Origin of the sequence: Dyadobacter fanqingshengii (assembly GCF_023822005.2) — a bacterium.
GTDB lineage: Bacteria > Bacteroidota > Bacteroidia > Cytophagales > Spirosomataceae > Dyadobacter > Dyadobacter fanqingshengii.
Map to the genome: position 1 here is coordinate 100,309 of NZ_CP098806.1, position 24,831 is coordinate 125,139.

A 24,831-nucleotide genomic window follows, 5' to 3' on the forward strand; every position below is an offset into this window, starting at 1 on the left:
AATGTTTTGTGAAACAGCAGAGCCTAAATGCTTTATGCATTAAAGTTTGCTTGCCAATTCGATAAATGAATCTGTTTTCGATTTCCACGAATGATCTGGAGATAAATTAATCTCAACCTTTGTGTTTACCGCCTTATCAATCAATAAAGAAAAGGATTCCTTATCATCAGCAATCAACATAAATTCAGACAAGTCTGCCATTCCTGCACCTCTAGAACCGACTGAGGGTAATCTTGCGGCCAGGTATTCATAAGCTTTGATACTGTCCGCACCACTATCTAAATGGTTGTTAACGTAAGGAATGATTCCAACATCAAAATTACAAACATAAGCCGGGTATTTTGAATAATGCTTGTCACCGAGATAGTGAAAATTCTTACTTTTTGAAATGTTATTAAAAACTTTTTTATCCAGCACCTGGCCCACAATGACGAAACTTTTGTCAGGATGTTTTTCCAAACAATAGTTATACATCTCCCAATCAAACAAGTGAGATATCTTACCACCAAACCCAATAATGGGACGGGTGATTGTCTTCATATCCTCAGGAACCTCATATTTTTTTCTAAACGTCTCAAAATCGACTCCATTTTTTATTAAAACGGGAGCTGGAATGTTAAGAAGGTTAGTAAAATAATCTATATTCTTTTTTGAATTAGTGATCCACTTGCTCGCATGGGACGATAATGATGAATATGCCGTTTTAAGCTCTTCCTCAATACTTTTATTATCAGGAAACTGTAAAAAGTTATCCCATGCATCAAACACTGATTTGCTATGTGAATTATTTTCAATGAATTTATATGCAAAGATATTTTTATTGAAAATTACTGGATCATTCATTTTTAACAGATCCAGGCACTCCTTGTAAAACGCATTTAAATGCTGGTCAGCGAATATATCAAAAAACCATTTTTTCTTGTTTAGCGCCTGGCCAAGAATATCAAGTGTTATGTAGTCAATGACAAACATGTTTTCGGACACTTTATACAGCTTGAATCCACCACGCTTGTGAATAACTTGCCCTTCAATGTTAATAGAATTGCCTTTAACTAATATTTCCAAATGTGTAGTTGGGCGATTAACAACGAGCAACTTAGAAACCTTTTCATGATTTGCAAGATGATGCAGAAAATGCGCATCTCTGGTCCTGGCTCCCTCTTTTGAAATTTTACGCCAATCGTGGTAAGGAATACTAACTAAATTCATATTCTGGTTTAGGTTTAAAGTATTCAAAAAACTATGACCTGATAAATCTTACATCCCTGTACTTTAAAGAAAGTTTCAACCGGGAATATAAAGCGAAAATATAATTGAGGAATTGAGCGAATGGCCTGTCACTCAAAATGATTTGCCAGGCTTTCTGAAAATTCCTAAACCGAGGTAACAGGTCATCAGCGGATGTTTTAGACCACAATGCCGAGTTGTGTGCAATTACACTGTCTAAAACATACAGTTCCTTCTCTCTCGAAGCATAATCCAGCAGAAATTTGGTGTCAATTCCATATAGAATAAGCCTCTCATCGAACTTGTAACCAGTTTTATTAAAATATTTTTTATTTATCGTCATACCACTTGTTACACCAATTATGTTTTTAGCTTTAATAACGCCAGCTCGTGGGGCAGCCCAATGTTTGCCTTTAAAAAAATGAAAATTACCAGGACTAACTATTCGCTCGCCGTTCATTACGAGAGGTAAAAAAAGATTTAGGGCCGGATTTTCCTGTATAGCATTCGATAGAGAATAGAAATAAGTATCTGGTAAATTGCTGTCTTGATCAAGCAGAATGATATAATCGAAGTCATTGGAAGAAACTACGGTGTTGTATAGTTTCGCTAAACCTGTGTTGACAGGAGTAGAAATATATTCACAGGGTAGGAGTGTCTGCAATCTTTCGCAGTCAGATTTATCCAGCCCGGCAGGACTATTATCCCAGACGATATAACGTACATTTAAATTTGCACTTTCCTTCTGCTTACTTAAGCTTACGATCGTATGGCACTCATGCGGACGGCACTTATACAAAACGATAAGGACAAGCACTCGTACATCAGATGTTGTTTTGATTTCCAACATTATTTCTATAATATTTTATAAAAGTGCATTAATGCGCCTCGTTTAAAACATGAGCTTCTATTCTACTACGTTTAATAGAGGCTTTTTCCTGCTGTATTTGTTTAACCAAAAGTCCCATGAGAATAAAGTAAAAACCATTTACTGGGAAATAGAAGATACTGTCAAAAGAGAAATTCTGTAAAAACCAGATTGCAAAAAGTAATAAGGCCGAATTTGAAATCTTACTAAATCCAAGCGCCTTATGTTTCAGACAAAACCTCACTGGATTTACAAATACTACATAGAACAGCAAAGATAATATTCCATAGCCTGTTAACAACGTAAGATAGGCATTGTCAAATACCAAAAATGAACTGTTGAACTTGGAGTCAAGGCTGAAACCTCCATGGGCTAACTCATTTTTAAGGGCGTCAATTGAGAAACCGATTCCGAAAATATTGCTTGCAAAGATATTGGCAACAACAGAATATGCGCCAAGCCTTTGATCTACATTAGCTGTCTGAATCCGCCTTAGCGATGTGCTATTAATAAGGTCAATGATATACGGAAACAAGATCAGTACAGCCAAAGCTGCAATTACAGAAGTAATTAAGAATGTGCTATTTTTATATTTTTTTTCGAGGAAAATATAAATGAATACAGAAGCCACAGCAAGAATCAATCCCGTCCTGGAAGCAGACAATATTAAAAATGGCACACACATAATCATGTTAAACCAACTCCAATGCTTCAATATTATGCCCTTCACAAATAGAGCTGCTAGGTAGAAAGAAATAAATCCTGAAAATACAAGCGGATGGCCGGTCAAACCCTTAGCACGTTCCTGTAAATCCACAAATTTTTCAGAATAAATTATTTGGTATGGCGTGTAAATAAATAATACCTCCAAAATAACGAAAATAATGGTAAGGTAGAAAATCAGATCCAGCAGCGCATAGAACTGCTTAATGTTAGTCTTGTCAAGAAGCGTCAGATAAAAGATACCAAAAGTCGATATTAAAAACAGAATGATCCTGACAAACTCATCAACTGTATTGTTTCTGGCAGAATTGAAAAATGAAAATAAAAGCAGCGGAAGGATGATCCATTGCGCAAAACTGAATTTGTATTTTACCCTGTTCTTTGTGAATAGCCAATAAACTAAAATCATTGTTACTACAAACAGAGGCGCAATGTATCTGGTCGCTCCTAAGCCAATGGTGCTTGAAGTGGATGGGATCATCAAGCTGTAAGCAAATATCATCGTCGTAACTCCGGCCTTACGAGAAACTACCAGGTAAAAACCTAATAAGGTTATTAGGAATAGGACGTAAAACGAGTACTTGAAGATTAGCGACGGCACCAAAGCGAATAGAACTCCTATCAGCAGCGCAGGCAGCCAGAGACTTTTATCCTTTGTTATAATACTGAGGCTATTCATTGATTTAAGTTATAGGCTGATACCTGATTGAGCTAAGCAAGCTTCAAATAGTGCGATTGAAAAGAAAGTAATTGTTTGAACAGTGCGGCGCCCGAAATGATAACAACTAACACTGCAATTATGATTTTCCATGTCAAAGCAGTAATTAGCATTGTTCCGATTATCGGAACTATTGCCAATAATGTAACAATCAAAATTTTATTACACGCGGGCTTAACTTCGGGTAATGTTTTTCCTGAAATATATAATAAAAGAAAAAAGTCAATAAACATCCTGAATGACCATGCAATTGCTGCACCTTGTACACCCCAGTCAGATAATAGTAGCCAAAGTGCAAGAAGGTATAGGGGAAGCTCGATTATGTGCAACTTCGCTGTTATGTCTGGACGTCCAACACTTTGAAGCAAAGCGTGCGGAACTCTTGCCAGGCTATTTAACAAAAAACCGATGGCGAGGAATTGAACAATGGCAGTACTTTCAATTGCAAAGGTTTTGCCTAACCAAAGGTTAAGCCCTTCATGAGCAAATAATACAAATATTACGCAAACTGGAAGAATAGCATTCAGCATTACAACGGAAGTTCTCCAAAATAATGAGCTACCATATTCGCGCTTTGAGCTGCCCCAAACATTTGCAAAAGTTGGAAACATTACAGAAATGAGTGCAGTCGGTGCAACGCTGAGTTTATTAATAGCGTCGGCCGGAACAGTGTAATATGCTATTTTAGATACAGAGATAAATGACCCTATGATGAATCTATCCAATTGTACCATAAGAGGGCTAATTACATTGCTAACTGTTACCCATGCACCATATCTAAATAAATATTTGCAATATAAAAACTTGATGCGGGCGTTTCGAAATGTTAGAATATTTAAACTAAAACAACGGTTTAGATATAACCCGGTTGAAATAATTCTTGCAGCAGCTAAAATTAATGTTACGATGTACAAATCGTTTGACCAATACAATGCAACAACTGGCCCGAGAAAATTAAATAAGCCTAGAAACAGTCGTATAGTGCTGATTGCCTTAAATTCATTATGGGCTTCGAGCAGGCCTATGATACCAGCTTGAAGAACCACTGTTGGTAGTGCCAGTGCTAGTATTTGTAACGCCTTCTGAGACTCTTCAAGCAATGCGCCATCAATATGTAAGAAATTGCTTAAAATCGCTTTAGAGGATAGAATCAAAACTATTCCTGCAACTATTCCCATCAGACCGATTAGAAAAACCGATGTTAACGTTAAGTCTGGAAGCTCATCTTCTTTTTCTGTGCCCAGACGCTCCGCTACCAGTTTGGTAAGCGCGCGGCCCATTCCAAAGTCGAAAATACTGAAATAGCCAATGATCGACCATATGAGCGTTAGAAGTCCAAAACGTACATCTCCGTACCCTGCGATCAGTTTTGGAATTGCATAGATTGAGACAATCAATGGAAAGATTGCTCCCAGCAAATTCCAGGAAATGTTCTGTATAAAGCCTTTTCCTTTAGCCACGTTGAGTAAGTGTTAATATTTCTTACCCAGCTCTCACGACCCGGGTAAGTTTGGGAAACTTGTCAGGTTTTAACTGACAAGTTTCTTAATTTTTGCTGTAACTGATGTTGCTTTTGAATCCGAATCTTCGGAGTAATATCCATATCCGTATCCACCGTATCCATATCCATAGCCGTACCCGGCACCGTAATTCACACCATTGAAAATCACAGATAAATTTGCAAATCGACGTGATTGGTGAATTTCTCCAATTCTTCGCAGGTGGTCAAGCAATGTATAATTGTACCGAACGATATACAATGTTGCGTCAACATATTGCGCTATCAAAGCAGAATCGGTTACCAACCCATACGGTGGTGAGTCAATTAAAATATAATCGTATTGCGTTTTCAATTCCTCCAGCATTACAGGCAATTTGCCATTACTTAATAGTTCTGATGGGTTGGGCGGTATCGGACCGCTTGTGAGAACATCAAATTTCGGGTGCACACCAGTTGATTGGATAAAGTCATTGTAACTGCCTTGTCCTATAAGGCAATTTGATGCTCCCGTTTTATTAGACACTTGCAAGCGTTCATGAAGCGTTGGTTTTCTCAAATCAAGCCCTATTAGCAATACGCGCTTATCTGAGTAGGCAAGGCTGGCCGCAAGATTCACGCTGACAAAGCTTTTACCTTCTCCTCCGATTGATGACGTGAACATGATTACCCGGCAGCTTCCATCACCAAGATATTGCAAGTTTGTTCGTAAAGCGCGGAATTGCTCTGCAACAGCACTTCTGCTGGTCATTTTAATAATCGTATCTTCTCCCTGTGGATTCTCACCACTCTTTTTCATCTGACCTATCTCACCTAAAATTGAGGTGTTTGTAGACTTTTCGATTTCCTCTCTTCTCTGTACGGTGTTATTCAATAAGAAAAGAAGATTGATAATCAAAACTGGAATAATAAATCCTGAAACTCCTGCTCCCAGCCAGATAACTGCCTTTCTAGGTTTAACCGGTCTGAAAGTTGATATAGGTGCATCGATAAGACGGCTGTCGGTAACAGTAGATGCATAGGCCAATGCTGTTTCTTCTCTTTTTTGAAGTAGATATAGATAAAGCTCCTCCTTAATTGACTGCTGCCTTTTAATTCCAACAAACTCTCTTTCTTTTTTTGGAATGCTTCTCAATCCAGCAGAAAATCTTGTATTAATTCCCTCCAAATTTCTTTTAGTAACCGCCATTCCTCGTTTTAGATTTTGGACGTTTTCTTTAATAGATTGACGGGTTCCCGCAAGCTGCGTGTTGATTGTCTGAAGAAGTGGGTTGTTCGGAGATGTCGTTCTGGCGTATCTTTCTCTTTGAAGCTCCAGCTCATTGAATTTTGTTAACAGTGATACTAAAACGGGATCATCAATCATATACGTTGCAGGAGCAACAGCACCTTCTCCGGCATTCGAAATGTAATTGTCTACACTCTCGAGGATGCTGATCTTGGTATTAACTTCATTCAGTTTTGAATCGTTTTCTTTGATGTTTTCGAGAAACAATTGAGACTCAGCGCTGATATCTGTGATACCTTGGGTAGTTTTATAAGATTCAACATCTTTTTCCACATCCCCTAACTCACCAGTTATTAACCCAAGCCGGTTTTCAATAAATTTCAGCGTATTACTGGCTTCACTATTTTTATCAGTAAGTGAGGATTGCACGTATACATCCAACAATTTATTTAGCACGTCTTTGGATCTTTGAACATCAGAGTCTTCAAATGTTAGTTCAAGAACAGTGCTTTTCACATTCGGTTGTTGAACAGTTAATCGCTCAAGCATATGTTCCGCCAAATTCTTAACCTCCGTAAAGTGGACTTGAATCTTGTCGACAGAATTATCAACTCCCGCTTTGTTTTTGGTCACGATGAAAGCGCCCCAAGCATTATTGAATCTTTGATTATAAGAGAATAGCTGCTCTTCATCATTGAATCGAAAATGAAGGCTGTCAACAAGATGGACAATCATTGGCTCTTGAAAGCCAAAAGGAGTGACTACTTCCGGAACAATCGTAATAGGCGTAGTTCGATATAAATTGATGGTGCTTAACCCTTGCTTCGCAGTGTAGGAAACATCCAGTCGTAGCTCTTTAATAACTTGCTCCATCAAAGTTTGAGACTTAATAATCTCAAGCTCATTCTCTACTAACTTGTTTCCGCCAAATTGGGTGCTTAGTTCTGATAATATATCACCTTGAGCGCCACTCAAACCTTTATTCTCGTCTTTAATAAGAATGCTGGTTTTTGTGCTGTAAACAGGCTGCGTTACCTGAAGGTAAAGAAATGCCACAATAAGTGACAAAAAGATGAAAATAGGAAACAAATACCAGTAACGGACATATCGTAAAAGATACTCTTTCAGATTAAATTCTTGTTCCACGTGATCGATGGAATCAATCGTAGTAAGATTAGCGCTATTGTCTCTCATAAAGTGGCAAAGTGTGATTTTTTATAGTTTATAAACGCACCAAATTCAAAATCAAAATTCCAACGGTGCTTATCCCACCAACTATTGTAACGACTAATGGGACAGTGCGAATTCTGCTATCGGTGTCAAGCATTCTAGCCTTTACAGGTTCGACATAAATGACATCATTTTTATGAATGTAGTAGTATGGAGAGTTAAAGATATCTCTGGATGTAAGGTCTATTCTTGCGTACTGACGCTTGCCTTGTTCCTCCCGTATGATCATTACGTTGTTCCGATTTCCATAAATGGTCAAATCTCCTGCAAGACTTAGTACTTCTGGAAGCGATATTTTTTCGTCAGGGATTACGTAAACTGCGGGTAGCTTAACTTCTCCTAATACGGAAACTTTGAAGTTTAAATTTCTAACAATGACGGAAGGCTCTTTGAGATAGTTTACCAACCTCGCTCTGATAGTGTCAGCGGCGTCCGTCGTTCTCATGCCTGCAACATGCATTTTACCAACTAACGGAACTTCAATGTTGCCATCAACGTCTACCAGATATCCTAATGGCTGCACTCTCGGCCCACCAACATTGGAATAGTTTGTGCTTGCTGTCGTAAAAGTATTAGGCGCGTTAAAAACCTCATTTGCCTCAGCATTTAAACTTCCTACGATAATAGAAAGAATGTCGCTTGGCTGAATCATCGGAATGTATTTCTGAGTGATTTCTTGCGAAGAAAAAGCAGCAGAGTCGCCTTGGAAATATACAATTGACTTTGGGGATACGCAAGAGGAGTTGGTAAGAATAATTGCAAAAAAGCAGATAACAAGCATAGCTGCCGGAATCGACTTCTTAAAAGTTTTGTAAGTTAAAATCATGTGATTTTATTTTGATTAAGATTTATTAGGTACTGACTAGCTGTTGTTTAATCCTCTATAAAGCCTGCTTTTAAACTTTACATCAGCGTTCAAATTGTGCGCATTTTGAATTAATATCAGCAACATTTGAATCGTAACCAATTAGGGAACCTTCGCGATGTACAATTTATTTGTATTTTGTAACGAAGTACAAATATAAGTTAAATTCAATAATGGCTACCACAAACCAACAAGTTTTTCATTTTGAAAAGGATAGGTAGAAACCCATTTATGGCGATCGCTTTGTTGAATCATATTCAAGTGCTGGATTTTGTGTGCATCGGTTCCTATAAATGTGATCAAGTCATTGCGCAGGAGCCATTCCGCGATTTTGCTGATATTGTCACCGTAATAGCCGGTCAATGACAAAATGTTCACTTGCAGCTCACAACCTTGGTCACTCAATTTCCGGTACATAGGCAAATCCGAATGGAAATACGTGTAACGTTCGGGATGGGCCAGTACAGGCTGGTAGCCAAATTCTATAATCGAAAACAAGGTCTCCGCCAGGTTTAGCAGTGGCGTAGAGTAGGGTAATTCCACAAGCAACCTGTTGCCAGGCAGGGTTAACAATGTCTCCCTGTTGATAAGCATTTGCATAAAGTGTTCATCAATAAAATACTCAGCGGCAGCACCAATCACTATATCCAAACCGGCAGCGCGCACGGCCGTTTTAACTTCATCTAGTTTAGAAGAAATAATCTCAGGTGTATTCTTGTAGCAATCCCAAATGATGTGCGGAGTAGTGACAACGTGGGTATAACCCAGGTCCCGCATTTTTGCAGCCATTGCAACCGCTTCTTCAATAGTTTCTACGCCATCATCAATTCCCGGCAATATATGAGAATGTATATCTATACCTAAATGGGCAAGATTAATCTGTTTTTTAGTTTTATTTTTAAATATCCAGTCTAACATGTTCATCGAAAAGCCTTCGCGGCCGTTAAAAACATACCTTGCGAAGCGTGTAGCAATTTGCCGCTATCAGCAGCAATCGTAAGTGATAAAATAGTATCCTTCCTCAGATTTCGTACTATTTTAACGTATCCCATAAATTGTGGAGTCTGTGGGAAAATACCGTAAATAGGGGGCGTATGTCTTTCGCCGGCAGTATGCCCATTTTCGCTAGTTCCAAAAGTTCCGTAATTATTTGTGTAAGTTAACCGTGTGTGGAACTGCCATAGCAAATTAGAAATTACAAGGCTTAAATGCAATGCAACCACCCGGTTATTGGTGAAGTAATCAGTAGGGTAACGAGGAAGGCCTTCCCTCAAATCGTTAGTTGTCGTAATTAACGGGTTGCCAAGTCCCAATCCTTTGTATGACCACCCCTGAGTATATAAATAGTTGTTATAATAGTCTTCATCGCCCGAAGGTGTAATTGGCGACCAGGATTCTCCTCCTTGATTCCTGCTGAAAAAAAATTCCAACAAGCCTTTGCTAATGATAAACTGCTCCGAAGGTTTCTTTTTATTGGTAACGCTAAATCCTGTTAAGCCATCCCGTAAGTTAGAAAGATGTGCAAGTCCACCAACCTCGTAGAAGAACTGATGGTACAATAAGAACTTCATTTTATCAGTATCATAGTCAATCGCCGCATCCATTGATCCCATATGGTTTCCGACCTTGCTGTAATTCCAGGCTTTTCCTAATACCACATGTTTGTAAGTCTGCGCTGCACTCAGATCAAAATTAGCCCAGATCCGGCTCTCATTTCCAAAAAAGACTTGGTGATTAAAGCCTGCATACAACTTCATTCTCCAATTTTTGCCACCAATCCTTCCATAAAATGATTTGTGATGAAACTGCGTTTTTGCGGATTTGATTCTACCGTATTGCAGTGGTATTTCTCCCAGCCATCCATGTGCAAGGCTTCCCTTAAAAGCCAGGAGCCCATTGGCAAATGGAAGCTCGTAAAAGTCAGGAATAGCAAATTGTACTTTAGGTATGCCGAGAGCGTTCCCAGATATCGAAAATGCACCTGAAGAAAGGGTAGTGTCAACGAGACCTACAACATCCCTTGTACGGCCAGCTTGTAGTTCGAATATGCCGATCTTGACACCTGCATATCCCTGAATTAATGTGAAATTATGCTCTTTACCAACATTAAATCGCCCTTCTACGCCAGTCTTCCACTTTAATAAGGAAGACTTTGTTGAATCGTAATTTACCTGAGCCCTGCCAATCAAACTAATTGAAGGACCGTTTAGTGGAATACTTCCAAATTGATTTGATCTGAGCCAGAAGGGAACGGTTGCATCACTTGTAAGACCTGCTTGAGCTTCTAATCCAGCGCTCAAACGGGAGGACTGAGCTACCACAGAATTAAAAGATAACCAAGCAATGGTTATATAGGCAAATATTTTCATATCATACGTTGAGCTGTAACAAAGGTAGTGACAAGAATGCAATATAAAAATTTAACAAGTCGAAATTTGAATTATTCCTGGATACTCTGAACCAGATCCGACTAGCTTGATTCGCATTCATTGCTGATTAAAAATGCCTCTTCCCTTATTCTATTCCCGCCTCTTCGAATCCAGTTGTTGCTCTGTCAGTTCATAATTATCGCTTTGAACACACCGTCCGGTGGAACGCTCATGAAGCAACGGCACAAACTCCGAAATTTTTTGTAGAATTACTTTGTAATAATTAACCGAATTGTGAGTATATTTGTGTCAAATAATTTGTGTATAGTTCTATATTTGAATTCATTGTTTTAACGCATTTCATACAACACTCTGCCAACAATGGCGTATTTAGACACGTATTCGGGAACACTAACATCATCAACTGCTGCTCATTTACTGCGAAGAGCAACATTTGGTCCTACAAACCAGGAGATTGCCGATTTTACAGGAAAAACTGCAGCTGAAGCAGTAGATCTGCTAATTGCCAATTCATCCTTTCGCGCAACTCCGCCGCCGCCTGTCGAAATGGATAGCACAAGAGCAGATGCTGGGCAGCCATTTTTCGGCAAACCCTTTGAAACCGAGCGGAATCCCCCATACTATAACTATGTAAGATACTGGTGGGTAGGATTGATGACGGAGCAGCTTGGTCGTCCCTCAGTCTTGGAAAAATTGACTGCTTTTTGGCAAAACCATTTCGTAGTGACCTACGGTGCCGTTCAGGATTACAGATTTATGGACAGATATCTCAGGTTGCTAAGAAGCAATGCACTGGGCAACTTTCGGAATCTTGTTATTGAGGTTGCGAAGGACCCGGGAATGCTTGTTTTTCAAAATGGAAATGAAAACACAAAAGAACAACCCAATGAGAACTTTGCCCGGGAGTTGCAGGAACTCTTTACAGTGGGCCAAAAGGACTTCTACGGAAATTACAATTATACTGAGGGAGATGTAAAGACCGCAGCGCAGGTGTTAACCGGCTGGCAAGTCACTAACCGATTCAAAGAGCAATCCACTTCAATCGGAATGTCATTTACACCGGCACGGCACGACACATCAAATAAGATTTTTTCGGTCAAGTACAACAACACTGAGATCGTAGGCCGCTCATCTGCAACCGGAGGAGAGGAAGAGTTGGCTGAGCTCACAGAAATGTTATTAAGGCATCCTGAATGCCCCAAGTTCATTTGTCGAAAGCTATATAGGTGGTATGTCAATACGAACGTAACGCAGGAAATTGAGGATCAGATTATTGTTCCTCTGGCTGCTTTCTTTTCGAGTGCCGCAAATAATTACAAGATTGAACCGGTTCTCCGAAAATTACTTTCCAGTAATGTATTTTTTGATAGCAAAAACATCGGAGCGATCATTAAGTCTCCCGCTGAATTGATGATAGGGGCTGTCAGGATTTTTGACCAAAAAGTGCCGGATCTGACAACTGACTATGCAGCATTCCAAAAGATGATGAATTATTTGAGTTACGGAATGAGTGCGCTGCAATTGAATCTCTTGAATCAGCCTTCCGTTTTTGGCTCTCCCGCATATTATCAAACGGGTTTTTCAAAGAATTGGATCAACGAAAGTATGTTAGGTTTAAGGGGGTCCAGAACGGATAGTCTCGTTTACCCCTACCTCGAGATTAAGCCGGGATATATTTTAGGCGTTGATATTCTTAGCAGACTACGGAACATTCAGCCCAATTTCTCAGACGTAGCGGCTTCCCCTGCAATCACATGCGAGCAGGTGCTGGCTGAATTGTCTAAAAACCTTTTTGCATTAGAGCTGTCTCAGTCGCAAAAGGACTTTCTAATCGATTCCATAATGATGATGAAAAGCAGCCCACGTTCCACTTGGATCAGAGAGTGGGATGCATATCGCGCAACTCCCGATAATGTTTCGAGGCAAAATGCCATACTCTGGCGTTGCAGAGCACTCCTAAAATATATGTTGAGAATGGCAGAATACCAAGTATTTTAAATCTAAATGAGATGATGAATAGAAGAGATTTTATGTCAGCCGGAGCCTCACTGGTGCTTCCTTTCATGCTGGATGGCTTTGGCGTCAAGTCAATGGCGAAAGGTTCTGCGCTCGTACAATCATTGCAAAATGCTTCGATATTCAATAATGACAGGGTTCTTGTGATCATTTACCTAGCCGGTGGCAATGATGGTTTAAATACTGTTGTACCGTTAGAGTTTTACTCGGAATACAATGCTTTGCGAAGCAACATTGCGATACCAGAAAGTGCTGTCCTGAAATTGCAGGGAACACCCGAAACAGGCTTCCACCCCGCAATGAGTGGAATGAGGAGTCTTTATGATGAAGGTAAATTAGCTATAATTAACTCCGTTTCTTATCCTAATTCGGATCAGTCGCATTACAGATCTACGGATATCTGGATGACCGGAGTCGATTCAAATCAATATTCCTCCAGTGGATGGGCAGGCCGCTTCCTAAACGATAGATTCCCTGGTTATCCGGAAGCCTATCCTACCCAGGAAATGAAAGACCCGTTGGCGGTGCAAATAGGGCAAATCAGCACACCAGCGCTACTGGGTACTTCACAGTCAATGGCCATTACAATTCAAGATCCAAATGTCTTTTATCAACTCATCGGGGAGTCGACAGGATCAGTAGGAGGAGACTTACCGTGTTGCGATGCGGGAGATTTGATTTCTTTCGTGAGACAAAAACAAGTTTCAGCAGTCGGTTATGCCTCTCAGATTAAGGCTGCTGCAGATGCAGGTAGCAACCTTGCACCATATCCTGATGCATCACAGAAAAATGAATTAGCGGATCAACTGAAAATCGTGGCCAGATTAATTCATGGTGGGCTGAAATCTAAAATCTATTATGTTGAATTAGGTGGCTTTGACACGCATTCCGGTCAAGTAGGAACAACATCTACGGAGGGAATGCACGCGGTGCTTCTAAAAAATTTATCAGAAGCTGTGAGTGCGTTTCAAAATGACTTGAAACTTCAGGGAACAGAAGACCGGGTTTTAGGCATGACGTTCTCTGACTTTGGCCGCCGCGCCACTTCAAATGCTTCCAAAGGGACTGATCATGGTGTTGGCGCGCCGATGTTTTTGTTTGGCACTGGAATCAAAAGACAGCTCGTAGGAACAAATCCTGATCTTATTAACGGCTTATTACCTGCTTCCCCGCCGGCCTGGGACAACAATAGGGATATAAAAATGCAAATCGATTTTCGCAGGGTGTATGCCGATATCCTAAATGAGTGGTTTGGGCTGGCCAGTTCACAAACTGAGCAGCTACTTTTCAGAAATTTTAAAACTACTTCTGTTTTTTCTGACAAGGTTCAAACCATTGCCTCTGGTGCATGGCCTAATCCGGAAATTTGGTCTCACGGCCGTGTCCCCTCCACAAGAGACATAGTACGCATAAATTCTGGCCATATCGTTACAGTGGGCCAAAATATCCTAGCAAAAGATTTGAAGGTTGAATCGGGCGGAGAGATCAGGTTTTTAGGGGATTATACGGTAAACATTACTGGGTGATTAATATGAAGAGATTATATAAATTCGGAATTTGGTCATTATTAATTTGTCTTGGTTCGGTTACCTGTAATGCCCAGGTTGGTATTACTAAAACCGAGCGTAGCAATCCAAAAGGTATTGTAACTTTTGCTGAGTCGTCGACGATAAGTGGTATCAGTAGCAGTAAGCATATAGACGGCTATGTCAGAAAATTGGGCCACTCTGTATTTACGTATCCTGTAGGACATCTGGGTTTCTATCGGCCCTTCGCTGCCGAGTCAGACGGAACAACAGGTGCATATTTTCGTGGCGACCCAGGACAAGCAGTACTACCGGCTGGATCGCCGTTTAATAGAAACACCCGGGATAGTTCGCTGAACGCTGTTAGTTCTGTAGAGTACTGGGATGTAATAGGAACTGAGCCCACCAAATTGACGCTAAGCTGGAATGATGGCAGTGATTTGACATCTCTGACAGGTGGGTCAGTCGATTTGGTGACAATTGCGGGCTGGAGTAAATCAAATGCACGCTGGGAGAAGATCGCCTCTCTGCGAGACCAGACCTCTATAACAGGTGGCACCAGTACGATCTTGACTGGTTCGGTCACATCAGTTCAAGCTGTTGATTTGAAAAATTATAGTGCTTTTACCCTAGGATCAGGTTTGTCAGAATCTGTGGCATCCAATTTCGAAGGTGTTTTGGAATCCGTTGCCAATTCGGAAATCAAGGGTTGGGTTTGGGATCAGAGCTATCCTAATGCTGATTTAACCATTGAACTATACGAGGGCCAAACTGTTTATGCAACTGTTAAAGCGAACGCGTTCAGGTCAGATTTGAAAGATGATGGCAAAGGCACCGGTTACTACGGATTCAAGATTTCAACTCCCGCAACGCTTAAAGATGGAAAGGCACATCAACTGAGTGCCAGGATCAGGGGAAGCGCGTTTATACTAAGCGGATCACCAAAGCAGGTTTCTTATTTGTTCGAGGGGCAGATGGAGATATTAGATTGTTACCGGATCAGAGGTTGGGTATGGGATAAGCAGAATCCGAATTCAACTATCGACGTGGAAATGGTTGAAGGTGGTATTGTACGTGCAACCATATCGGCATCTCAGTTCAGACAAGATTTAAGTAGCGCAGGCAAAGGTTCTGGTAATTACGGATTTGAAATTGCTCTTCCGACGTCATTAAGAGATGGTAAGCCGCATCAATTTGATTTCAGAGTTAAAGGAAGCTTGTACAGCCTTGTTGGTTCACCAAAGAGTATAAATTGCTCTACCTCGCAGTTTTACGGAAGTATCAATGTGCTGGATTGTAGCACGGTGCAAGGCTGGGTATGGGACAAGTCTTATCCGGACTCTTCGCTGACGATTGAACTCTATGAAGGCTCGACAGTGCATGCGACTGTGGTAGCCAATGCATACCGTGCCGATGTAAAATCAGCGGGATACGGAACAGGCAACTACGGTTTCAGCTTCGCGCTTCCTGCGAGCCTGAAAGACGGTCAGGCGCACCAGGTTAGCCTGCGCGTGAAGGGTAGCAGTTTCAACATTGGCGCTGCCAAATCTTTGACTTGTTTTACAAAATTATACGAAGGTTCATTTGAAGGTGCAGATTGCACGAGCCTGCGCGGCTGGGTCTGGGACAAAAACCATCCGGAATCAGCACTCGTGGTAGAGCTGCTGGATGGCAGCACGGTCCACTCGATCTATAATGCCAACATCCTGCGTCCAGACTTGCAAAGTGCCGGAACGGGCACAGGCAAATATGGCTTCAACATTCCATTGCCTGCCAACCTTCGCGACGGCAAGCCACACCAGCTCAGTGTGCGTGTACAAGGCAGCACTTATGTGCTTTCAGGTTCACCGCGTACACTCACATGCTCAGTTCCTTCGCAGTTTTACGGAAGCATCAATGTGCTGGATTGTAGCACGGTGCAGGGGTGGGCATGGGACAAGACTTATCCGGAATCTTCGCTGACGATTGAACTCTATGAAGGCTCGACAGTGCATGCGACTGTGGTAGCCAATGCATACCGTGCCGATGTAAAATCAGCGGGATACGGAACAGGCAACTACGGTTTCAGCTTCGCGCTTCCTGCGAGCCTGAAAGACGGTCAGGCGCACCAGGTTAGCCTGCGCGTGAAGGGTAGCAGTTTCAACATTGGCGCTGCCAAATCTTTGACTTGTTTTACAAAATTATACGAAGGTTCATTTGAAGGTGCAGATTGCACGAGCCTGCGCGGCTGGGTCTGGGACAAAAACCATCCGGAATCAGCACTCGTGGTAGAGCTGCTGGATGGCAGCACGGTCCACTCGATCTATAATGCCAACATCCTGCGTCCAGACTTGCAAAGTGCCGGAACGGGCACAGGCAAATATGGCTTCAACATTCCATTGCCTGCCAACCTTCGCGACGGCAAGCCACACCAGCTCAGTGTGCGTGTACAAGGCAGCACTTATGTGCTTTCAGGTTCACCGCGTACACTCACATGCTCAGTTCCTTCGCAGTTTTACGGAAGCATCAATGTGCTGGATTGTAGCACGGTGCAGGGGTGGGCATGGGACAAGACTTATCCGGAATCTTCGCTGACGATTGAACTCTATGAAGGCTCGACAGTGCATGCGACTGTGGTAGCCAATGCATACCGTGCCGATGTAAAATCAGCGGGATACGGAACAGGCAACTACGGTTTCAGCTTCGCGCTTCCTGCGAGCCTGAAAGACGGTCAGGCGCACCAGGTTAGCCTGCGCGTGAAGGGTAGCAGTTTCAACATTGGCGCTGCCAAATCTTTGACTTGTTTTACAAAATTATACGAAGGTTCATTTGAAGGTGCAGATTGCACGAGCCTGCGCGGCTGGGTCTGGGACAAAAACCATCCGGAATCAGCACTCGTGGTAGAGCTGCTGGATGGCAGCACGGTCCACTCGATCTATAATGCCAACATCCTGCGTCCAGACTTGCAAAGTGCCGGAACGGGCACAGGCAAATATGGCTTCAACATTCCATTGCCTGCCAACCTTCGCGACGGCAAGCCACACCAGCTCAGTGTGCGTGTACAAGGCAGCACTTATGTGCTTTCAGGTTCACCGCGTACACTCACATGCTCAGTTCCTTCGCAGTTTTACGGAAGCATCAATGTGCTGGATTGTAGCACGGTGCAGGGGTGGGCATGGGACAAGACTTATCCGGAATCTTCGCTGACGATTGAACTCTATGAAGGCTCGACAGTGCATGCGACTGTGGTAGCCAATGCATACCGTGCCGATGTAAAATCAGCGGGATACGGAACAGGCAACTACGGTTTCAGCTTCGCGCTTCCTGCGAGCCTGAAAGACGGTCAGGCGCACCAGGTTAGCCTGCGCGTGAAGGGTAGCAGTTTCAACATTGGCGCTGCCAAATCTTTGACTTGTTTTACAAAATTATACGAAGGTTCATTTGAAGGTGCAGATTGCACGAGCCTGCGCGGCTGGGTCTGGGACAAAAACCATCCGGAATCAGCACTCGTGGTAGAGCTGCTGGATGGCAGCACGGTCCACTCGATCTATAATGCCAACATCCTGCGTCCAGACTTGCAAAGTGCCGGAACGGGCACAGGCAAATATGGCTTCAACATTCCACTGCCTGCCAACCTTCGCGACGGCAAGCCACACCAGCTCAGTGTGCGTGTACAAGGCAGCACTTATGTGCTTTCAGGTTCACCGCGTACACTCACATGCTCAGTTCCTTCGCAGTTTTACGGAAGCATCAATGTGCTGGATTGTAGCACGGTGCAGGGGTGGGCATGGGACAAGACTTATCCGGAATCTTCGCTGACGATTGAACTCTATGAAGGCTCGACAGTGCATGCGACTGTGGTAGCCAATGCATACCGTGCCGATGTAAAATCAGCGGGATACGGAACAGGCAACTACGGTTTCAGCTTCGCGCTTCCTGCGAGCCTGAAAGACGGTCAGGCGCACCAGGTTAGCCTGCGCGTGAAGGGTAGCAGTTTCAACATTGGCGCTGCCAAATCTTTGACTTGTTTTACAAAATTATACGAAGGTTCATTTGAAGGTGCAGATTGCACGAGCCTGCGCGGCTGGGTCTGGGACAAAAACCATCCGGAATCAGCACTCGTGGTAGAGCTGCTGGATGGCAGCACGGTCCACTCGATCTATAATGCCAACATCCTGCGTCCAGACTTGCAAAGTGCCGGAACGGGCACAGGCAAATATGGCTTCAACATTCCATTGCCTGCCAACCTTCGCGACGGCAAGCCACACCAGCTCAGTGTGCGTGTACAAGGCAGCACTTATGTGCTTTCAGGTTCACCGCGTACACTCACATGCTCAGTTCCTTCGCAGTTTTACGGAAGCATCAATGTGCTGGATTGTAGCACGGTGCAGGGGTGGGCATGGGACAAGACTTATCCGGAATCTTCGCTGACGATTGAACTCTATGAAGGCTCGACAGTGCATGCGACTGTGGTAGCCAATGCATACCGTGCCGATGTAAAATCAGCGGGATACGGAACAGGCAACTACGGTTTCAGCTTCGCGCTTCCTGCGAGCCTGAAAGACGGTCAGGCGCACCAGCTAAGCGTTCGTGTGAAGAATAGCAGTTATACACTGAATAATTCGCCGAAGACGATTACGTGCGCTACAACTGCACGCATTGCTGCACCGGATGAGCCAAGCCAGGAAGTCGAAAAGATTTTCACAGGAACTCGTGAACAACCGGAGTTGGATATTGATCTGGTAATCTCACCAAATCCTACAAAAAGAAAAGTAACGGCAAGCTATTCTCTTGGTGTGAATGTTTCTGCTGAGTTGACGATTACAAATATCGTTGGACGGCAGGTTTGGCGGCAGGTCGTGAAAGGAACAGGAGAGCGAGTTGAAATGCCGTACGATTTTGACCAATTGCCGGATGGTATTTACATTATGCAAATAGCCGCAACTGGTCATAAGTTCGTGGCTAAGCGCATTGTGCTCATAAAGTAGCCAGTTTGTGCAGGATAAAATGCGAAAGAATCGAACAGATCGCGAACGATTGGGAAAGCGGTGAAGCCATCAATGCTTCACCGCCCTGCCATCGCCTCCTGATGCCGCCACAAATCCTGAAAAACCGCACTATTCCCACGCAGCTCTGCAAACGTGCCTTCATCTACCAAATACCCATCTCTCAAAATATACACATAATCAAATTTGGTCAGCAGGTGCAGACGATGCAATGTGGAGATCACTGCTTTATCTTTAAATTCTTCGAACATTCTGTCGTAGCTATGCGATTCTGTTTTTGGGTCTACGCTGCTGGTTGGTATGTCGAGCAGGACTATTTCGCTGGTTCTGGCAGCTAAGATGCCTCTTGCGAAAGCGAGTGGCTGTTTTGGCCGCCGGAAAGATTGACGCCTTTTTCCTGAATATTTGAGTCCGGCCGTTGGGTAATTTGGCGGTAACGTCTGTGAAGTGGGCCGTTTTGCTGACCTGCATAATATCTTCTTCCTCAAATGGCAATCCAAGCGTGACATTATAGGCTGTCGTATTTTCAAAAATCTCGGGATCTTGGGGGAATAATGTGATTTGATCTGCCAATGTCTGCATATCAGCCTGTCGATTTCCATCTATTAGCACATTAACACCTTTTTCAGGATCATACAAACCTCTAAGTAATGCCAGAAGCGTACTTTTGCCGCTGCCACTTTCGCCAATAAATGCAATTCGCTGACCTTTTTTAATGCGAATGTGGAGTTCATGAAGGCTGTGGGCTTTTTTATCGATTTAATACACTTCGCCGTAGGAGAAATTCAGATTACGGATTTCAATCTCCTGCCAATCATCGGGAAGTCCTTCCGAAGCGTCCGGGCGGTGTTGCTGGCTAAAAGTTTCTGATATCGAACGGGCAGTTTGTACTTCTGTATTATAACGGATGATCTCGGTGTATGCCATGCAATGTCATGGAAAACGCTGGTGAACTGGTTTACGTAACTCAATAGCGTCACAAGGCCGCCCACCAAAAACACCTGCCCTGGAATATAGTTTTGGTAAACATAACCAAGGGTTACCACCACATAAATCAATGCAATGAACATGCTGGCTACAAACCACTTCCATTCGTTGATCGTAATAGATCTTACACAAGGAGGAAATATGTCATTGATCTTGGATATCAGACTGATTTTCATGCGCTTTTCAAGACGCAATGTAATCACTGTAATGATGTTCGAAAGACTGTCAAATAGCGTCGATGATACAATATGTTCTTTTTCATTGGTCTCGTCCAGCGCTTTTATAAATTTTTTGTCAAACTTGAATATTACCCAGATGTTAATTAATCCGATCAATACACCAATCGCCCCGAAAATGGGTGAAAACCAAACGATAGCAATGAAGGAAAAAATGAACTTTGCAAAGGCATGCAAGAACATAAAACCGTTTTGGAAAAAGTCCATGAGTGCTTCATATGCCTTGCGGATACGGTTGATGGTAGCTCCGCTGTGATGGTCCTGATGCCAGCGAATGGGCAGATGCAGTACCTGATGATACATTTCATCCAGAAAATTTTTGCTCAGATCAAATGCCAGCTTACGTTCCATAATACGCGCCGGCCGGTGAAATGCCCATTCGCCAACGGTTAAAAGGACATAACCCCCGACGTAAAGCCATACATTATCCAGCACAGCGGAAGGGTCTTTTTGGATAGACTGAACAAACCAGCCATATAGTAATGGATTGGCTGCCAGCACGATATTAGCCATGATAAACATTGCGTAGACAAGCACAAGCGCTTTCGTTGTTGCCTCGCATAGCGCCAGGCGATCGCAAGGAGGGATATGTAGGGGTTATTCATTGCATTGGATATTCGACGGCAAAGGTAACAAGGTTCGCACTCATGACCCCGGCGGCGGTGTGATATTATTTAGGTCAAAGAGTAGTTTTTACCCAAATTTGATTTAAATAAAAAAGAGTTCACATCACACAAATACCAAACGCGTCTTGCTTTCTTATGAAAAAAACATTGACTACATTATGTATGGCGCTTTTTTTGAGCGCTGGTCTATCATTTTCTTCCGTTGCCCAGGACGGCTGGATCTCAATTTATAATGGAAAGAATTTCGATGGCTGGAAAATTGGTGCAAATGCATCCTCGTTCACCATCGTGGATGGAAACATTCAGGTAGCAGGCCCGCGGGCGCATTTGTTTTACGATGGTCCCGTGAAAAATCATATGTTCAAAAACTTTGAGTTCAAAGCGACGGTGATGACTAAACCTGGCGCAAATTCAGGGATTTTTATCCATACTGCTTATCAGGAAGATGGGTGGCCGTCGCAAGGTTACGAGGTGCAGGTGAACCAGTCGCATACAGACTATAAGCGCACAGGAAGCTTGTATAATGTAGTTGATGTGAAAGAAACGTATGTGAAGGATAACGAATGGTATACCGAATACATCAAAGTAGAAGGCAAGCACATCACCATTAAGATCAATGATAAGGTCGTGGTAGATTACGAAGAATCTGATGTGGACAAAAGAGAGGGTGATATGAAAACCAAATTCCTGAAAGCCGGAACCTTCGCATTGCAGGCACATGATCCCAAAAGCGTAGTGCTGTACAAGGACATTATGGTTCGCCCGTTAACAGAATAAGATCTTTTAGGAATCAACATTGCAGCATGGAAGATGTTGTCCGTTTCGAATCAACATTAGATCGCCTCCCACGCAAGGGAGGCGAATTTTATATGATCGTACCCGACGAAGTTGCCGTGCAGTTTGTCGAGGGCCGGAAGCCTGCGCGGGTAAGGTGTCTGTTGAATGATAAAGTGGATTTTCAATGCGCAATCAGGCCGAAGGGTGAGGGAGGCTTCTACATTAATATAGGAACGCCGCTCAGGCAGGAGGGGAAGTTTGTATTGGGCCAAAAATTGCACGTGCAAATTCGCAAAGACGAAAGTGAATTTGGCCGCGATATGCCCGAAGAGTTGCAGGAATTGCTGGAACTGGATGAGGAAGGCAAACGCCTTTTCTACGAATCGTTACCCAGTCACCAGCGCGCTATTATTTATTATGTTGCGGGCGCCAAATCCGTTCAGGTGCGTATTGATCGGGCCATTATGATGATCAACAGGTTGAAGGTTAAGTGATGGCTGAGTTTCTTTGCCGCTAACGCTGCGATACTGGCTGGGAGAGATAATATAAATGAATGCAGCAAGTGCCAGGACGCACAAAGTAGCAATTTTGCCACGTGTATCTTGGCCTTTGTTTTCATTTTCAACCGGATATTTTTTATATTTGTTCAAATCGAGCGGTTTGCTGACTGGGAAATATTGAAGTCAGCTCTTTTTTTAACATGTCTGTAGTCATTTAAATCTATGGACTTTTACAAGCTGAATTTTGAATTTCAATGAATTTGAACTCCACGAAGACGTGCTTAACGCCGTGGATTCCATGAACTACCAGCAAGCAACACCTATTCAGGAGCAAGCAATCCCTTACATTCTTAGTGGTAAAGACCTTCTTGCCTGCGCACAAACAGGAACAGGAAAAACGGCTGCCTATCTGATCCCTATTTTAGATAAAGTTGCCCATGAAAGCAACGAACACACCGGTGCATTGATCCTTGTACCAACGCGTGAGCTTGCCGTGCAGATCGATCAGCAGATTCAGGGATTGGGATACTTTGTCGGTGCTACCAGCATTGCCGTCTACGGCGGTAACAAAGGACCGGAGTGGGACCAGCAGAAAAAAGCATTAACCCAAGGTGCAGACATCATTATTGCAACTCCGGGAAGGCTGATCGCCCATTTGCAGCTTGGCTACGTGACTTTTGGAAACGTGAAGCATTTAGTGCTGGACGAGGCCGACAGAATGTTGGACATGGGCTTTCTCAGCGACATTTTAAAGATCATGAGCTTTTTGCCTGCGAAGAGACAAACGCTTATGTTTTCGGCAACAATGCCGCCAAAAATCGGGGAGCTCGCAAAACGCATTTTGCAAAATCCCGAGGAAATAAGACTTGCGGTTTCGCGGCCGGTTGATCGCATTGACCAGCAGTTTTATATGGCAAAGGACGAACAAAAATTACCATTACTGCTGCATTTACTGAGTCAGGTTGAAAACACCAGTATGGTGCTTTTTACTTCGCGTAAATCAACTGTTGAACCTATTGTGCGCGCATTGAGAAAGCTCGGCCTTGCTGCCAGGGGAATTTCATCAGACTCTGAGCAGGCCGACCGGGAGATTGTTTTGAGAGAATTTAAAAACAGGCAATTCCCCGTGCTGGTGGCAACAGATGTGCTTTCACGTGGAATTGATATTGATAATTTGAGCCACGTTGTCAATTACGACGTCCCGCGCGATCCCGAGGATTACGTTCACCGCATTGGTCGGACGGCGCGTGCGGAATCAAAAGGCACGGCTATAACGTTCATTAATGAGCAAGACCAGAAATATGTTTTGAAAATCGAAAAGCTTTTTGAAAAAGAACTTGAAAAGCGGTCGATAACCCAGGATCTGGGACTTGGAGATGCTCCACTATTTGAGCCACGGCGTTTCAGGGCAGCCGGCGGTCGCAAACCTGGGGTTGCTGGTAAGCCAGCCCACAAATCATCTGCAAGACCGAAAAGACGTAAACCTAAAACAGAAACAAATAATCCTACCCAGGCCTAGCCTGTCAGCGTTTGTCAGACATGACGCAGCAGAAGTGACGAAGGAATATGATTATATCAACTTTTATTTTAACGATAATATTGATATAAATGTAGTATGCCTTTTTTGCTTTTCATTTGCTTACTTTTTAAGTCGTCATGAATAAACTAAAATACCGTACTATTGGACCGTTTGATAGATTGGATAAGGAACCATAAGTTCAGCGTCTCAGATCCGCCCATTATATCGATGGAGGGTTTGTTCTCGCTCTTGCTGCTTTTGCTGTTAAGCCTGGTTGCCGTATTTTTTCACCTTATTCGCATTTTTTTCAATTCCCCCGTTGATTTTTCAATGGACTGGAATCTGTTTTTGAGCTGGATCCCACTCATCACAGCATTCCTGGCCGACAATTTTACCAAACGTTTCGGCAGAATTCCTTTTACGCTGATCGTACTTACCACCGTCTGGCTGGCATTCTTTCCCAATGCGCCTTATATGATCACCGACCTGGCCCACTTAACCGTGGATTACCAGCGCGACCTGACCTGGCACGATGTCATTATGCTTTTCTTTTACGCAGAAGTAAGCCTTTTCAACGGGCTGTTATCGTTATACTGGATTCACCGGTCATGGCGACGCGTTTTTTCACGGCGTGTCAGCATTACATTTTTGTTGTTAAGCCTCCCGCTTGCCGGCTTTGGGGTTTACCTGGGCAGGGTAAGGCGCATGAACAGTTGGGACATTATCCATGATCCACACGCCATTTTAAATAACCTGATCGAGAGCGCGATGGACCGTACAGCCTGGGTCTTCAGCATGGAAATTGGTATGCTGCTGGGGATTTTGTATCTGGTGCTATGGGTCATCATCCGCTTCCGGATCAGATACAGTAAGAAAAATCAGGTTGTTGATTAAGGATTATAGCCATGAAAT

Annotated in this window: 15 protein-coding genes and 1 pseudogene; 7 read left to right on the forward strand and 9 right to left on the reverse strand. The window is 43.1% G+C overall.

The genetic code is table 11. The features are described 5' to 3' along the window. Positions 1-39 precede the first annotated feature (39 nt). From NFI81_RS00400 to NFI81_RS00435, 8 genes are all read right to left on the reverse strand, one after another. Positions 40-1,209 (reverse strand): glycosyltransferase family protein, encoded by a 1,170-nt coding sequence (locus NFI81_RS00400; protein ID WP_234615380.1) that lies wholly within the window; start codon positions 1,207-1,209, stop codon positions 40-42. A 31-nt stretch (positions 1,210-1,240) separates the two neighbouring features. Next, positions 1,241-2,077 carry a glycosyltransferase gene (locus tag NFI81_RS00405; RefSeq protein ID WP_234615379.1) on the reverse strand — a complete coding sequence of 279 codons (837 nt, stop codon included), beginning with the start codon at positions 2,075-2,077 and terminating at the stop codon, positions 1,241-1,243. Positions 2,078-2,105: 28 nt separating this feature from the next. Continuing rightward, entirely contained in the window at positions 2,106-3,497 is a 1,392-nt protein-coding gene (locus NFI81_RS00410; protein ID WP_234615378.1) for an O-antigen ligase family protein, read from the reverse strand. A 32-nt stretch (positions 3,498-3,529) separates the two neighbouring features. Then, positions 3,530-4,996, reverse strand: a complete 1,467-nt coding sequence (locus NFI81_RS00415) for a flippase (RefSeq protein ID WP_234615377.1) — start codon at positions 4,994-4,996, stop codon at positions 3,530-3,532. A 69-nt stretch (positions 4,997-5,065) separates the two neighbouring features. Continuing rightward, a complete protein-coding gene (locus tag NFI81_RS00420) occupies positions 5,066-7,456 on the reverse strand; it encodes a GumC family protein (protein WP_234615376.1) in 2,391 nt (796 codons plus the stop codon). A 28-nt stretch (positions 7,457-7,484) separates the two neighbouring features. Continuing rightward, positions 7,485-8,318, reverse strand: coding sequence for a polysaccharide biosynthesis/export family protein (locus tag NFI81_RS00425; RefSeq protein ID WP_234615375.1), 834 nt, complete (start codon positions 8,316-8,318; stop codon positions 7,485-7,487). Positions 8,319-8,534: 216 nt separating this feature from the next. After that, complete coding sequence (locus NFI81_RS00430) at positions 8,535-9,275, reverse strand: tyrosine-protein phosphatase (RefSeq protein WP_234615374.1); 741 nt, start codon at positions 9,273-9,275, stop codon at positions 8,535-8,537. 2 nt (positions 9,276-9,277) lie between these two features. Beyond that, a complete protein-coding gene (locus NFI81_RS00435) occupies positions 9,278-10,726 on the reverse strand; it encodes a capsule assembly Wzi family protein (RefSeq protein WP_234615373.1) in 1,449 nt (482 codons plus the stop codon). Positions 10,727-11,107: 381 nt separating this feature from the next. On the opposite strand from NFI81_RS00435, the gene NFI81_RS00440 reads away from it, so the two are divergent. The 3 genes from NFI81_RS00440 to NFI81_RS00450 are packed head-to-tail and all read left to right on the forward strand — an operon-like array spanning position 11,108 to position 19,256. After that, positions 11,108-12,745, forward strand: a complete 1,638-nt coding sequence (locus NFI81_RS00440) for a DUF1800 domain-containing protein (protein WP_234615372.1) — start codon at positions 11,108-11,110, stop codon at positions 12,743-12,745. Between the two features lie 14 nt (positions 12,746-12,759). Further along, positions 12,760-14,289 carry a DUF1501 domain-containing protein gene (locus tag NFI81_RS00445; RefSeq protein ID WP_234615691.1) on the forward strand — a complete coding sequence of 510 codons (1,530 nt, stop codon included), beginning with the start codon at positions 12,760-12,762 and terminating at the stop codon, positions 14,287-14,289. A 5-nt stretch (positions 14,290-14,294) separates the two neighbouring features. Beyond that, positions 14,295-19,256, forward strand: coding sequence for a T9SS type A sorting domain-containing protein (locus NFI81_RS00450; protein ID WP_252176025.1), 4,962 nt, complete (start codon positions 14,295-14,297; stop codon positions 19,254-19,256). Positions 19,257-19,333: 77 nt separating this feature from the next. Here the strand turns inward: NFI81_RS00450 and NFI81_RS00455 are convergent. Next, a pseudogene (locus NFI81_RS00455) lies at positions 19,334-21,102 on the reverse strand (ABC transporter ATP-binding protein). A gap of 156 nt (positions 21,103-21,258) precedes the next feature. Here NFI81_RS00455 and NFI81_RS00460 point away from each other — a divergent pair. The 4 genes from NFI81_RS00460 to NFI81_RS00475 all read left to right on the forward strand — a co-directional run bounded on the left by NFI81_RS00460 (position 21,259) and on the right by NFI81_RS00475 (position 24,813). After that, a complete protein-coding gene (locus tag NFI81_RS00460; RefSeq protein ID WP_234614841.1) occupies positions 21,259-21,900 on the forward strand; it encodes a 3-keto-disaccharide hydrolase in 642 nt (213 codons plus the stop codon). Positions 21,901-21,926: 26 nt separating this feature from the next. After that, complete coding sequence (locus tag NFI81_RS00465; protein WP_234614840.1) at positions 21,927-22,394, forward strand: YdeI/OmpD-associated family protein; 468 nt, start codon at positions 21,927-21,929, stop codon at positions 22,392-22,394. Positions 22,395-22,644: 250 nt separating this feature from the next. After that, positions 22,645-23,919, forward strand: a complete 1,275-nt coding sequence (locus tag NFI81_RS00470) for a DEAD/DEAH box helicase (protein ID WP_234614839.1) — start codon at positions 22,645-22,647, stop codon at positions 23,917-23,919. 162 nt (positions 23,920-24,081) lie between these two features. Beyond that, on the forward strand, positions 24,082-24,813 hold the full coding sequence (locus tag NFI81_RS00475; protein WP_234614838.1) for a DUF1361 domain-containing protein: 732 nt from the start codon (positions 24,082-24,084) through the stop codon (positions 24,811-24,813). Positions 24,814-24,831: the final 18 nt, after the last annotated feature.